14 protein-coding genes are annotated in these 13,597 nt (G+C 46.5%); 12 read left to right on the top strand and 2 right to left on the bottom strand.

The features are described from left to right. Positions 1-9: 9 nt before the first annotated feature. From cobA to nirD, 9 genes are all read left to right on the top strand, one after another. Positions 10-915 (top strand): uroporphyrinogen-III C-methyltransferase, encoded by a 906-nt coding sequence (gene cobA / locus D8S93_RS16925; RefSeq protein ID WP_152814392.1) that lies wholly within the window; start codon positions 10-12, stop codon positions 913-915. After that, positions 912-1,865, top strand: a complete 954-nt coding sequence (locus D8S93_RS16920; RefSeq protein ID WP_152814389.1) for a glycosyl transferase family protein — start codon at positions 912-914, stop codon at positions 1,863-1,865. The genes cobA and D8S93_RS16920 overlap by 4 nt, the downstream gene beginning before the upstream one ends. 170 nt (positions 1,866-2,035) lie before the next feature. Beyond that, the gene (locus tag D8S93_RS16915) at positions 2,036-2,953 is read left to right on the top strand and encodes a dienelactone hydrolase family protein (RefSeq protein WP_193621633.1); all 918 of its coding nucleotides are present in this window, start codon (positions 2,036-2,038) and stop codon (positions 2,951-2,953) included. Between the two features lie 74 nt (positions 2,954-3,027). Next, entirely contained in the window at positions 3,028-3,609 is a 582-nt protein-coding gene (locus tag D8S93_RS16910; protein ID WP_193621632.1) for an ANTAR domain-containing response regulator, read from the top strand. 265 nt (positions 3,610-3,874) lie between these two features. Next, the gene (locus D8S93_RS16900) at positions 3,875-5,239 is read left to right on the top strand and encodes a CmpA/NrtA family ABC transporter substrate-binding protein (protein WP_104970777.1); all 1,365 of its coding nucleotides are present in this window, start codon (positions 3,875-3,877) and stop codon (positions 5,237-5,239) included. A gap of 80 nt (positions 5,240-5,319) precedes the next feature. Further along, positions 5,320-6,285 (top strand): ABC transporter permease, encoded by a 966-nt coding sequence (locus D8S93_RS16895; protein WP_134645734.1) that lies wholly within the window; start codon positions 5,320-5,322, stop codon positions 6,283-6,285. 11 nt (positions 6,286-6,296) lie between these two features. After that, positions 6,297-7,133 carry an ABC transporter ATP-binding protein gene (locus D8S93_RS16890; protein ID WP_104973758.1) on the top strand — a complete coding sequence of 279 codons (837 nt, stop codon included), beginning with the start codon at positions 6,297-6,299 and terminating at the stop codon, positions 7,131-7,133. 10 nt (positions 7,134-7,143) lie between these two features. Beyond that, positions 7,144-9,672 (top strand): nitrite reductase large subunit NirB, encoded by a 2,529-nt coding sequence (nirB, locus tag D8S93_RS16885; RefSeq protein ID WP_152814383.1) that lies wholly within the window; start codon positions 7,144-7,146, stop codon positions 9,670-9,672. Next, on the top strand, positions 9,673-10,035 hold the full coding sequence (gene nirD / locus D8S93_RS16880; RefSeq protein ID WP_152814381.1) for a nitrite reductase small subunit NirD: 363 nt from the start codon (positions 9,673-9,675) through the stop codon (positions 10,033-10,035). A gap of 71 nt (positions 10,036-10,106) precedes the next feature. Here the strand turns inward: nirD and D8S93_RS16875 are convergent, their stop codons facing one another. Further along, positions 10,107-10,511, bottom strand: coding sequence for a PPC domain-containing DNA-binding protein (locus D8S93_RS16875; RefSeq protein ID WP_152814379.1), 405 nt, complete (start codon positions 10,509-10,511; stop codon positions 10,107-10,109). 1 nt (position 10,512) lies between these two features. Further along, positions 10,513-11,088, bottom strand: a complete 576-nt coding sequence (locus tag D8S93_RS16870; protein WP_140066583.1) for a TetR/AcrR family transcriptional regulator — start codon at positions 11,086-11,088, stop codon at positions 10,513-10,515. Between the two features lie 145 nt (positions 11,089-11,233). On the opposite strand from D8S93_RS16870, the gene D8S93_RS16865 reads away from it, so the two are divergent. The 3 genes from D8S93_RS16865 to D8S93_RS16855 all read left to right on the top strand — a co-directional run bounded on the left by D8S93_RS16865 (position 11,234) and on the right by D8S93_RS16855 (position 13,545). Then, positions 11,234-11,848 carry a glutathione S-transferase gene (locus D8S93_RS16865; protein WP_145535219.1) on the top strand — a complete coding sequence of 205 codons (615 nt, stop codon included), beginning with the start codon at positions 11,234-11,236 and terminating at the stop codon, positions 11,846-11,848. 213 nt (positions 11,849-12,061) lie between these two features. Beyond that, on the top strand, positions 12,062-12,322 hold the full coding sequence (locus tag D8S93_RS16860; protein WP_005395662.1) for a hypothetical protein: 261 nt from the start codon (positions 12,062-12,064) through the stop codon (positions 12,320-12,322). Positions 12,323-12,351: 29 nt separating this feature from the next. Then, positions 12,352-13,545 (top strand): PP2C family protein-serine/threonine phosphatase, encoded by a 1,194-nt coding sequence (locus D8S93_RS16855; RefSeq protein ID WP_152814377.1) that lies wholly within the window; start codon positions 12,352-12,354, stop codon positions 13,543-13,545. The last annotated feature ends 52 nt before the right edge of the window (positions 13,546-13,597 follow it).

Genomic DNA, 13,597 nt, shown 5'->3' with positions numbered 1-13,597 from the left:
GATAAGCACATGGAAGCGCCTTATCAAAAGTCTTGGTTTAAGAAAGGACAAGCGGACCAGAATCAAGATCGCTCGTCTCGCTTTTCTAAGCATGACCAAGCAAGCAAACTGAACCAACTTTTAGAAGACCACTCAGTAGACCTCGACGCGAACCACAAAGGTTTTGTGTCGATTGTCGGAGCAGGACCGCACGATCCAGACTTGTTAACCGTGAAGGCAGTGAAAGCGATTATGTCGGCAGAGGTGCTGTTGTACGACCGTCTGGTAAACAAAGATATTTTGGAGTTGGCCTCGCCACAAGCCGATTGGATTTACGTGGGCAAACGATGCGGACAACCTAGTATTGGTCAGGAAGAAATCTGTGATTTGTTGGTGTCGCTCGCTCAGCAAGGAAAGCGAGTTGTGCGCTTAAAAGGGGGAGATCCTTTTGTATTTGGTCGTGGAGGCGAAGAAGCATTAGCACTCGTCAAACACTCTATCGCTTACGAAGTCATCCCCGGTATTACTGCTGCGATTGGATGTTCAGCAAACAGCTTGATTCCGCTGACTCATCGTGGCGTTGCTCGCAGCGTTACCTTTGTTACAGGGCAAGTGGTAACAGGCGCATTTGAAGCGTGGAGCCAACTGATGCAAAGCGGACAAACATTGGTGTTCTACATGGGATTAGAAAAATCGGAAGACATACAAATCGGTTTAGTCGGCGCTGGTTTGAACCAAGATTTCCCTGTTGCGGTCATCACTCATGGTTGCAGCCCTCAGCAACAAGTTCATGTTACCCAACTCAATCAGCTCAATGAGTTATCGATTGCACTTAAACGCATCAGCCCAGCATTGATTGTGATGGGAGAAGTTGTCAAACTGCGCGAACAACTAATAGAAACCGTACAGTCAGTGACGGAATACGAGGGAATATGAGCAGCATTTTGGAGTGTATCAGAACAGTCGGTCGTGGCGAACGTGGTAGAAAACCACTGAACTTTGACCAAGCGTTTCGAGTTATGGATGAATACCTAAACGGAGAGTGCGATGATGATCAAATGGCAATGCTGCTGATGCTGATCCGCGTACAAAACGAGACTCAACAAGAAATCGCTGGCTTTGTGAAAGCATTCCAATCCCGCATGCCTGCTATTGGTGCAGACATCGACTGGCCATGTTACGCAGGCAAACGTGAAGCGGCAGGTCAGCCTTGGCACCTGTTGGCAGCGAAGATCCTTGCCGATAATGGTCATAAAGTGCTGATGCATGGTTATCACGACCGTCAATCTGGACGTTTACACGCCGAAGATTACCTCGACAAGTTTGCTATCGAGAAAGCGGAATCAGCAGAAGACGCAAAACGTGTGTTAGAAACACAAAACATCGTTTATCTACCGCTGAGTGCGTTTGCTCCACAAGCAGAAACCATGATCGGTTGGAAGAATCGTTATGGGCTTAGAACGCCGATTAATACCGTGGTTCGAGCATTGAATCCGGGGCAAGCAACGGTTGGTATTCGTGGTAGCTTCCATCCTGGTTTCCAACAACTTCATGCAGAAGTCGAATATGAAATCGGTCAAACCGCTCACGCCGTTGTGTCATTCAAAGGGCAATCGGGCGAATCAGAATACAACCCGAAAGTAAGCCAAACAGTATGGTTAAGCCAAACAAGCGGCGTGACATCGCACTACTGGACGGAGCAAATGCTGTCTGAGGTGCCAATGCCTACGAACTGTCCGTTTGGGACGTCAGAAGATGACATGAACCAAATGGCGAATACGGTTTTGGCAACGATGACCGTTGTGCTCTTTGCTCAAGTGCACGATAGGGAACAGGCCTTTGAACGTGCGTTTGCTTATTGGGAAAACTATTGTTGTGGCAGTTAATCCTGTGACGAGCTAACCGCGAAACGTTGTTGGATCGGAATCCTTTATCTATTGTTTGTTTAAGCTTGTCAGTGATGTATTTATCACTTGAAGTGTCTCACAGCTGGTTGGGGCAAACATCAGTGAGGCCTGATGAGTTTACTTTTCGATAAGAAATGAGGACAAGGATAATGGTTCTAAAGCACTCAAATTCTAAAAACAAGGCGTCACATCCCATTCCACAAGAAGCTTTCGATTGGTATGACGAATACGCGCATGGCAAAATCTCTCGCCGAGAGTTTCTCAACCGTCTTGGTGGCCTCGCTGTTTTAGGTTTTAGTATGACGGCCCTGGTTGATGCCCTGACTCCAAATTATGCGCTCGCAGAGCAAGTTTCCTTTAATGATCCTGAGATCAAAGCAACCTATGAAACCTTTGCCTCGCCCAATGGACATGGGGAAGGTAGCGGCTATTTGGTTGTGCCACAAAAGAAGACCTTAAAATCGCCGACCGTGTTGGTGATTCATGAAAATCGAGGTCTAAACCCATACATCAAAGATGTCGCCAGGCGACTCGCGAAAGATGGCTTTATTGCTTTTGCTCCTGACGCGCTTTATCCACTCGGTGGCTATCCGGGGAACGACGATGAAGGTCGCGCCATGCAGAAAGAGATGAACAGAGCCAAGATCGAACAAGATTTTATTGCTGCTGCTAATTTCATTAAACACTACGAGGGTGGGAACGGTAAATTGGGCGCAGTTGGGTTCTGCTTCGGTGGATACATCGTCAATATGCTTGCAGCGGTAATGCCAGAAGAGCTGGATGCAGGTGTGCCTTTCTACGGAACACCAGCGGCGCAAGAGATTCAAAAGCAGGTCAAAGGGCCGTTGATGATTCACTTCGCAGGGCTCGATAAGCGCGTCAACGACACATGGCCTGCCTATGAGCAGCAATTGATCGCGAACGATGCGCAATATCAGGCGTTAATGTATGAAAACGTCAACCATGGCTTTCATAACGACTCAACGGCTCGCTACGCACCAGAAGAAGCGGCGCTCGCGTGGGAACGCACACTAGGTTTCTTCAAAGAACATCTCGCCTCTAGTTAAAACGCTTCAACTTTAATTGGCACATTCCTTGTTTATGTCTCTCTTAGTGAGTGAGATATAAACAAGGAATGTGCATGACTCGATCAACGTCAAAAACACCCATCATAGTGTGCTGTGATAGCCTTCAAGAGCAGGCTCGACTGTCCGGCTTGTTGAGCAAAGATTACGACAACATCGTTGGCTGCCAATTGGCACAACTAGAAAAGCTGATGCAGAGAGAGAGCACTGCAAGCGTTGTAGTCGGATGGCAGCAGCCGACGGCGGAACTGCGTTTGATTGTCGATTTCTGTCGCAGAAAATCGGCACCACTCCTTATCGTGCTGAAGCAACTATCATCCAATGATATCACTCGGTTATCAGAAAAAATGGACTATGTTCTCATGCCACATGATAGTGAGTTTGCACTTCAACCCTGGATTGAACATGCGACATTAGTGAGAGCGAAATTCGAAAGTATGCAATCGGAAATTGAATCGCTGACCCACAAGATTGAAGAGCGCAAGCTGGTGGAAAAAGCCAAAGGTCTGCTGATGAAGATGCACAGTGTTGATGAAGATCAGGCTTATAAAGCGCTTAGAAATTCAGCCATGCAATCGAGCCAAACGCTCTCACAAGTGGCGAAGAATCTGATTACGGCATTGCAGTTAATGGATTAACTTCTCTACTACTTTGGGGTTATGGCAGAAATTCTACCGTGGTGCGTGTTGCACTAACAGCAAGCAAAAACAGTTGCTTGGTTACGAGGGTAGACTCTAATATGCTGTATTTAAAGTAGAAAATAAGTTGGCACAGTACTTGGATTAGTTAAAACGGGTTTATTGTTGAATCGCTTATCTCAATTATCAACGGCGGTAATTGTAGACTTAGCAACGGCGCTACTGCTCTTCGGAGTAGTGGCGCTTTTTTTATGGGAGCAAACCAATGAAATGGAGTTCGATGCTGAAAGTGTCAGCAATTTCGTTATCGGTATTCACCACGGTCAGCGTAAAGGCAGAGTTGGGTGAGCCAGAAATTGAAGACCTGAAGTTTGGTTTTATTAAGTTAACCGATATGGCACCGCTGGCGGTTGCTTATGAGAAAGGCTTTTTTGAAGACGAAGGCTTGTATGTAACTTTAGAGGCGCAAGCAAACTGGAAGGTGCTTTTAGACCGAGTTATCGATGGTGAGCTTGCTGGTGCGCACATGCTTGCTGGTCAGCCATTGGGCGCAACGATTGGTGTCGGCACAAAAGCGGAAGTGATTACCGCGTTCAGTATGGATTTGAACGGCAACGCAATCACGGTTTCCAAGGATACTTGGGAGCAGATGAAGCAATACATTCCAAAACAACCAGATGGCAAACCTGTTCACCCAATCAAAGCGGATGCCTTAAAACCAGTTGTGGACAGCTATCTGGATAAAGGTAAACCGTTCAACATGGGTATGGTGTTCCCTGTATCGACGCACAACTATGAGTTGCGATACTGGTTAGCAGCAGGTGGGATTCATCCAGGCTTTTATGCTCCAGAATCCGGTGACAACAGTGGCCAGTTGGATGCTGACGTTCTTTTGAGTGTTACACCGCCACCACAAATGCCAGCGACAATGGAAGCGGGCACGATCAAAGGGTACTGCGTAGGCGAACCATGGAACCAACAAGCCGTATTCAAAGGCATTGGTACGCCCGTCGTGACCGACTACGAAATCTGGAAGAACAACCCAGAGAAAGTATTTGGTGTTTCCAAAGCTTGGGCTGAGAAGTATCCAAACACGCACATTCGCGTAGTGAAAGCCTTGATTCGAGCTGCACATTGGTTGGATGAAAATGACAATGCCAACCGCCAAGAAGCAGTGAAGATGCTATCAAAAAGCGAGTATGTGGGAGCCGATGCCGAAGTTATCGCTAACTCAATGACCGGCACATTTGAATACGAGAAAGGTGATAAACGCGACGTGCCAGACTTCAACGTGTTCTTCCGTCATAACGCCACGTATCCGTATTACAGCGATGCGATTTGGTACCTGACCCAAATGCGTCGCTGGGGACAGATCTCAAGCGAGAAATCCGATGATTGGTACATGGATGTGGCAAAAGAGGTTTACCGTCCAGATATCTACCAACAAGCAGCTCAAGCGCTAATTGAAGATGGTGTGTTGAGCAAAAAAGACTTCCCAGATTTCAGTGCTGAAGATGGTTTTCGTGCGCCACAAACACACTTTATCGACAACATCGTTTATGACGGTCGCGAGCCAAACAAATATCTAGAGAAGTTCTCTATTGGGCTTAAAGGAAAAGACAAAGTTTAGGATGAGCAGTCCTACTAAAAATACAGCGGGCAGGAGAGTCTGCCCGCAATAACAAGGATGTAAATTTCTTAGGAGTGAGTATGTCTAGTAATGTCATTTCCCTTTTTCCTGCAAAGCAGGTAGTGAACCGAAGTCGGCTGGTGCTTTTGCCCGTCATTGGCTTGCTGATCTTTTTGGCAATGTGGCACTTAGCGGCGAGAGAAGTGCAAACCTCATTAGGTACGCTACCGGGACCTGTGCAAACTTTTCAGCAGTTCAGCAACCTTGTCGATGACCATTGGCAAGAGCGAGAAAAAGAACAAGCGTTTATCGAGCGTCAGGAAAAGCGCAATGCTGCGAAGTTAGCCAAGAATCCGGACGCGGAAGTGAAGATTCGTCCTTACACAGGTAAGCCGACGTTCTTCGATCAAATCATAACAAGCTTAGTGACTGTGACTGCGGGCTTTTTGCTGGCGACGGTCATTGCGATTCCGCTTGGTATCGTGCTTGGTCTTAATCAAGGGCTGTATCAAGCGTTCAACCCAATCATTCAATTGCTCAAGCCTGTATCACCTTTGGCTTGGCTGCCTATCGTTACCATGGTGGTGAGTGCCACTTATGTGAGTGATGATCCGATGTTTGCTAAGTCGTTCATTAACTCTCTGATCACAGTGGCGCTGTGTAGCTTGTGGCCGACGCTGATTAACACCGCTGTGGGTGTGACGAGCGTTGATAAAGACTTAATCAACGTGAGTAAAGTGCTTCAACTTTCGTGGTGGCAGCACATTCGTACCATCGTTTTACCTTCTGCCATTCCAATGATTTTTACCGGCTTACGTCTCTCTTTGGGTATCGCTTGGATGGTGTTGATTGCGGCAGAGATGCTCGCGCAGAACCCTGGGTTAGGCAAGTTTGTTTGGGATGAGTTCCAGAACGGCAGTTCAGCATCATTGGGTCGCATCATGGTGGCAGTCATCACTATTGGTTTTATCGGTTTGATGCTCGATAGAGGCATGCTGCAACTTCAAAAGGGGCTGTCTTGGAATAAACAACAAGCATTGAGATAAAGGAAAAGATCATGGAAAAAGCATTATTAGATCTAACGCGTTTAGGGATGCGATTCCCAACGCCAGATGGCGAGTTCATCGCGCTTAAGAACGTCGATTTACAAATCAATAAAGGTGAGTTTGTATCTCTGATTGGCCACTCTGGCTGCGGTAAATCAACGGTATTGAACTTAGTTGCGGGTCTGCACATGCCAACAGACGGCGGCGTGATCGTCGATGGACGAGAGGTGGCAGGGCCGGGGCCTGACCGCGCAGTGGTGTTCCAAAACCATTCATTATTGCCTTGGTTAACCGTGTATCAAAACGTTGAGCTCGCAGTAAAACAAATCGCCGGCAAAAAGGGCAAAGCGTGGATTCAGGAACAAGTGAATCACTATTTGGAGTTGATTCAAATGCAGCATGCCGCGCACAAAAAGCCGGATGAAATCTCTGGTGGTATGAAGCAGCGAGTCGGCATCGCCAGAGCACTGGCACTTCAACCAAAGGTTTTATTGATGGATGAACCATTTGGCGCGTTGGATGCGTTAACACGTGCGCACTTACAGGATGCACTGATGAAGATTCAAGCCGAGCTAAACAATACCGTCATCATGATTACCCATGACGTGGATGAAGCGGTGCTGCTATCTGACAAAATCGTGATGATGACTAACGGACCGGCAGCAACCGTTGGTGAAGTGTTAGAAGTGAATCTACCGCGTCCTCGTGAGCGTGTAGCACTGGCGGATGATGCGCAGTATCAGAAGTGTCGACAAGCGGTGTTGAAGTTCCTTTACGAGAAGCAATCCAAAGTCGAGATTCCTGCTTCGAAAGAAGACAAACCCAAAACCGCAGCGCAAACGGCATAAGGAGGCAGCAATGAACAGTCCTTTAACGATCCCAGTAAAGAACGCATTGAGTCACATCGTTGTGGTAGGTAACGGTATGGTCGGGCAGCATCTCGTCGAGCAATTAGTGCAGAAAAACGCGCATATGGAGCACAGAATTACCGTGATTGGTGCAGAGCGTTTTATCGCGTATGACCGTGTACAGTTGTCCTCTTTGTTTGCGGGTAAGTCTCATGATGATTTGATGCTGAGTAACCAAGAATGGTACGACATGCATGGCATCCAACTCGTACTTGGCAGCCAAGTAACAGACATCAACAGAGAGCAAAAGCGCATTCTGCTTGATGGTGAAGATGTGCTGGGTTACGACCAACTCGTGCTCGCGACCGGTTCGTACCCATTTGTGCCGCCAATTGAAGGTAAAGACCGAGACAACGTGTTTGTCTACCGCACGCTTGATGACCTTTCACAAATCAAAAAAGCATGTGAAGGCGCAAGAACAGGCGCAGTAATTGGCGGTGGCTTGTTGGGTTTAGAGGCGGCAAACGCACTCAAACTATTGGGGGTAGAAACTCACGTTATTGAATTTGCACCCCGCCTGATGCCCGTGCAGTTAGACGATGGTGCTGGCTTAGTGCTAAAAGAGAAGATTGAAGCGCTAGGGCTAACCGTGCATACCTCAACGGGGACGGAGCGAATCTGCGATGGTGAAACGGCTAAGCATCGTATGGTTTTTAAAGACAAAGATCCTCTCGAAGTGGATGTGATTGTCTTTTCCGCAGGTATTCGCCCTCAAGATGAGTTGGCACGGCTGGCTGAGCTAGAAGTAGGCGAGCGAGGCGGCATTGTGATTAATAACCAATGCCAAACCAGCGATGAGAACATATACGCGATTGGCGAATGTGCGCTGTGGGAACAGAAGATCTTTGGTTTGGTCGCTCCCGGTTACACCATGGCGAGAACCACTGCCGATGTTTTGACTGGTATGCCGAGCGAAGGTTTTAAAGGTGCTGACATGAGCACCAAACTCAAACTACTTGGGGGAGATGTGGCGTCTATCGGCGATGCACAAATGCAAACCGAAGGCGCACAAGAAATGGTCTTGCAAGATTCGGTTGCAGGCATCTACAAAAAGCTGGTGGTTAATGCGAGCGGCACCCAATTGCTTGGTGCGATTCTCGTTGGTGACAACAGTGACTACGATGCGCTTTTGCAGTGTTATTTGAACAAAACGGTCCTGCCAGACCACGCCGCGAACCTGCTGTTTGATACCGGAATGCTGGATGGAGAGATGCCAGACAGCGCCATTATCTGTTCTTGTCACAACGTCACAAAAGGCGACTTAGTTGCCGAGATACAAGCTGGCACCACCAACCTGACGGACCTTAAAGCAAACACCAAAGCCGGTACTGGCTGTGGTGGGTGTAGCAATATGGTGAAGTCGGTGTTGGATACTCAACTGGCAGCTATGGGGGTAGAGGTTAACAACCACCTTTGTGAGCACTTTGAGTTAAGTCGCCAAGAGATGTTCCATATTTGCCAAGTGGAACAAATCAAAGACTTTGACACCTTAATTGCACTGCATGGCAAAGGGCATGGGTGTGATATCTGTAAGCCGACAGCAGCATCTGTATTTGCTTCTTTGTGGAATGAACACATCATGGAGCCACAGCATCAATCTCTGCAAGATTCCAACGATGCTTTTATGGCGAACCTGCAAAAAGATGGTTCTTACTCTATTGTACCTCGTGTTCCGGGCGGCGAAATCACACCAGACAAACTTATCGTACTAGGTGAAGTCGCTCAGCAGTACGATCTGTACACCAAGATCACTGGCGGTCAGCGCGTGGATTTATTTGGTGCGCAGTTAGAACAGCTTCCTGAAATCTGGCAAACCTTAATTGATGCTGGTTTTGAAACAGGGCACGCCTACGGCAAATCGGTGCGCACCGTGAAATCGTGCGTGGGTTCTACTTGGTGTCGCTATGGTGTTGATGATTCAGTTGGATTAGCCATTGAGTTAGAGAACCGCTACAAAGGATTGCGAGCGCCCCATAAGCTTAAGTTTGCCGTATCGGGCTGTACTCGCGAGTGTGCAGAAGCGCAAAGTAAAGACATTGGGGTGATCGCCACTGAAAACGGCTGGAATCTATATGTGTGTGGTAATGGCGGCATGAGACCAAGACACGCTGATTTGTTTGCATCCGACTTATCTAAATCAGAGTTGATCACCATGATCGACCGAGTATTGATGTTCTACGTCAGCACCGCAGATCGCTTGCAGCGTACGTCGGTGTGGATGGAGAACATGGAGAACATGGAAGGGGGCTTAGATTACCTTAAAAAAGTGATTTTGGATGACTCTCTGAATCTATGTGATTCTTTGGATGAACAAATGGCGCGAGTCGTAGATACCTACCAATGTGAGTGGAAGAGTACGTTGGATAACCCTCAGAAACTGCAACGCTTCCGTCCTTTCTTGAACAGCACGTCGGGCAGTAAAGTCTTGCCGTACCAACGTGTGCGCGGTCAGCGTATTCCCGTGAAACAGGAGGTGTAAATGGCAGCTTTAACCAAAGTGAAATTGTGTCAGCTTGATGACTTAATGCCGTTTATCGGTGCCACGGTGTTGATTGAAGGCGAGCATGTCGCGTTATTCTACATTCCAGATAGCGGTGTTTACGCCGTTCAAGATTGGGATCCAATTGGTAAGGCTTATGTGATGAGTCGAGGGATTGTCGGTGATATCGATGGTGAGATGTGTGTTGCGTCACCACTGTACAAACAGCATTTCAGCCTAAAGAGCGGGCAGTGTTTGGAAGACGAAGCGCACTGTCTAAAAACGTGGCAAGTAACGGTCGACGATAATCAGGTTTGTTACTTAGTCGAAGAATGTTCCTCGAAATTAGCTTGCTCGATATGAATAAATTCTTGGCGTAAGAGACAAGCGAATAAAGCTCCAGAGGCAGCACAGTAAGGCTCTGGAGCTTTTTGCTATTTGGAAGGGTTCACTTGTAGTTCGGTATAGCCAGTCGAGTCGTCCATCGTTCTGGTGAACTCAAGTTCTGAGTAAGAATGGATGATCAATTCTGCGGTAGTATCAATCACTGTGCCTTCCAGCAAATGCCCACCCCAAACTAGTCCATCACGATCAGACACCGAGATATGAACGTGTTGATGTTCAGGCGTTAGGGTTCCCATCATAGAGACGATTTCAAATGGCTCTTGTTTGGTTAACGTACTCTCTGCACCTGCCAAACGAAGGTTGAGGTCAGAGATACAGCCAACGCATGAAGCAATTGAACCCGCTTTGATACCGTGCTGCTCGACCAATTTCGCTAGGCTCAGCTTTAAGTCCATGCCTTTGGTAAGACGTACTGCTATCACTTCAATCGACATGTCACTTCCTAATCAAAACCAGCAAGCAGGAAAGCGCCGTATCCAAGTCGGCATAACGTTTGGCTTTACCAAGTACGCGCATGCCTTGCATGTTGTTGAGAACAAAACGAGCAAGCTCTTCTGGTTTCAGCGTTTTTGGCACTAAGGTTTCTTTTTGCGCATTGGTCAGCGCATCTGCAATGATGTCGATAAGATGGTCAAACAAAAAATGCCCTTTACGCAGTACATCATCGTCTTCACCAGCGTGCTCAATCAACGCATTTTGGATAAAACACCCACAGCTGCGTTTGCGTTGGAGCTCAGCAAAAGATTTGAGGAACGATTCCAACTCAGGTAAGGACGCGTCGTCTTTTTCCAAATCATTCAGTGACGGTAGCGAGACCTTTTTCAAGTAGGTATCGAGCGCTTCGTAGTAGAGCTGTTGCTTGTCACCATAGGTGTTGTAAAGACTGAAGCGGTTGATGTTCAACTCGTCGGTGAGATCAGAAATGGATGTATTAGCGAAACCTTTGCGCCAAAAAACGTCCATAGCGACTAATAGTTTTTCTTCTCGATCGAAGTTGGCTTTTCTTGCCATATGCGTACCTACCTGAGCGGTTTTTCTCAAACCACTCCTAAACTTATTGAACAACTTTTGGGAAATGAAGTTCTTGACTGATCGTTTATAAACTGGCTACAGTATATCCTAACCAATCGGTTAGAAAAAGAAAAAAGGATATAAAATGAAGCTCTACGAAACCGCGATAACTCCAAGTTGTAAGCGAGTTAGCATTTTTTTAAAGGAAATTGGTGGCGATGTTGAACGCATCGCTTTAAATGTGCGTGACGGCGAAAATCTAGCGGAAGATTTCAAGCAAAAAAGCGTCAATGGAAAAGTGCCATTGCTTGAGCTTGAAGATGGCACGACGATTTGTGAGAGCGTAGCAATTTGCCGCTATCTCGATGAAGCGTTTGAAAACGATTTGGCGTTGTTTGGGGCAAACCAACTTGAGCGTGCGCAAGTGGAAATGTGGCATCGCGTGGTGGAGTTTCAAGGTCTGTATGCTGCTTTTCAAGCATTTAGAAACATCACAGCTATCTACGAAGATAGAGAGCGTTGCGTTAAAGAGTGGGGTGAAGAGTCCAAGCAACGCGTGCAAGAGTTTTTACCGTTGTTAGATAAGCGACTTGGTGAAAGCGAGTTCATTGCCGCTGACCATTTTACTATCGTCGATATTACAGGCTTTATTTTGATTGGTTTTGCAATTAAAGGCCTAGAAATCGATGTGTTTACTACTGCACCAAACATTGCGCGTTGGTATGAGCAAGTTTCAGCTCGGCCTGCATTTCTAAGTTGATGTACCAGCAGCGAGTAGATCATTGCTCGCTGCTATTGCCTTTCGAATTCACAAGGATATTCAAATTCTTCAGCTTTTTTCTTATTTTGTCTCCTATCGCCTATAATTGGAAAAACAACCTCAATGGGCTTCAATGCGTTTTAGAGCCTAGCGCTCTTAGTCTGTAGACGTTCTTTTCATAGTGGGAAGTCTATTAATAGACAAGGAGAGGTCATGCGTATTCAAGTTAAAACTATCAATAATGTTCTTATTGCTCTTTTAATGGTTTCGGTCTTTGGTCTCGTCGCGCTGTACCTCAATAACACACAGCAGAATGAACAGATTGAAAAACTGCAAAGTCAGTTAATAGAGAAAGAGCATCAGATATTAATCTCCAATGAGGCGCTGTCTTACACTCGATATCAACACCAGTTATTAGCTGAAGATTATAGTCGTTTTAGAAATGAGCAATCAGTGACTAGTGTTCTACGTTAGCGTGCCCGACTACCGTCTTAAGGAGGCGAATGAAATCCATTCTTTTGGTCGATGACAGTAAAACAGTACTACTTTATATCAGCAGTGCATTAGAAAAGCAGGGATATGAAGTTATTGCTGTTGAAGACGGACAATCCGCACTTGAAGTGCTGACTTATCGCAAAGATATTCAGTTTGTACTTAGTGACTTAATGATGCCTGGCATTAATGGTATTGAGCTGTGTCGGCAATTAAAATCACAAGTTAGCGAACGTTACATTTTCTTTGTTTTATTGTCCTCTAGAAATGACCAAAGCTCGATCGTGAAAGGCATCGATGCTGGCGCAGATGACTTTGTGGATAAGAAGACGTCTGTAGAGGAACTTCAGGCCAGAATCCGCGCGGGGTTTCGTACTTTAGAACTGCACAACAAACTCGTTGAGAGAAATAAAGAGTTAGATGCAGCCTATCGAATGATCCATCAAGATTTACAGTCTGCTAGTCACCTGATGGAGCAACTACTCCCAGCGGAGTCGTCGATCCAGAACATGCAATTTAGTTACGCCTACAAACCGTGCTCCCAGATTGGTGGTGACATGTTGGGGTATTTTGAGCTTGATGAACAACATGTCGCATTTTATGTTTTCGATGTTTCAGGTCATGGTGTTTCGTCTGCTTTGATGGCTTTTTCTATCCAACAGACGTTATCTCAAAATCTGGGACCTGATTCGATAACCATGGAGCTAAGAGATGGCGACTACTGTATCAGTGAACCAGCAGCCGTTATTGATCGGCTAAACCGACGGTATCAGCAAACTAGGAACAGTCAGCTTTATTTCACCATGGTTTATGCCATTCTTAATACAGAATCAGGACAACTTCGCTATTGTACTGCTGGTCATCCTAAGTTCCTTGTTTGGCGAGCGAGCACCGAAACTACAGAGCTGGCGGGTGAAGACAACTTTATGATTGGCGCTTTGCAGCCGATGGAGTACGTTGGTAATCAAATTATTCTGAGTGAGGGAGATGTAGTATGGCTTTATTCGGATGGTTTGATAGAAGCAAGGAGAGGTGAGGAGATGTTTTCAGTACAAAGGTTGGCATCAAGTATAAAAGCTGTTTGTTCTTCGCAATTAGAAGTAGAAGTGCAGGCTAGATGTGTCTTTGAACAAGTACAATCTTGGCAGAACAAAGATGAGTTTGATGATGATGCGAGTCTTTTACAAGTAAGGTGGCGTGGCTGATAGCCTAGGGATAAAGGAAAAGAATGTTCCAGAGCGAGTTTAAACGAACTTA

The organism is Vibrio sp. VGrn 2 (assembly GCF_009361695.1).
GTDB classification, from domain to species: domain Bacteria; phylum Pseudomonadota; class Gammaproteobacteria; order Enterobacterales; family Vibrionaceae; genus Vibrio; species Vibrio diabolicus.
Note: the sequence above shows the minus strand (reverse complement) of the source record. Positions and strands in the feature narration are given on the sequence as shown.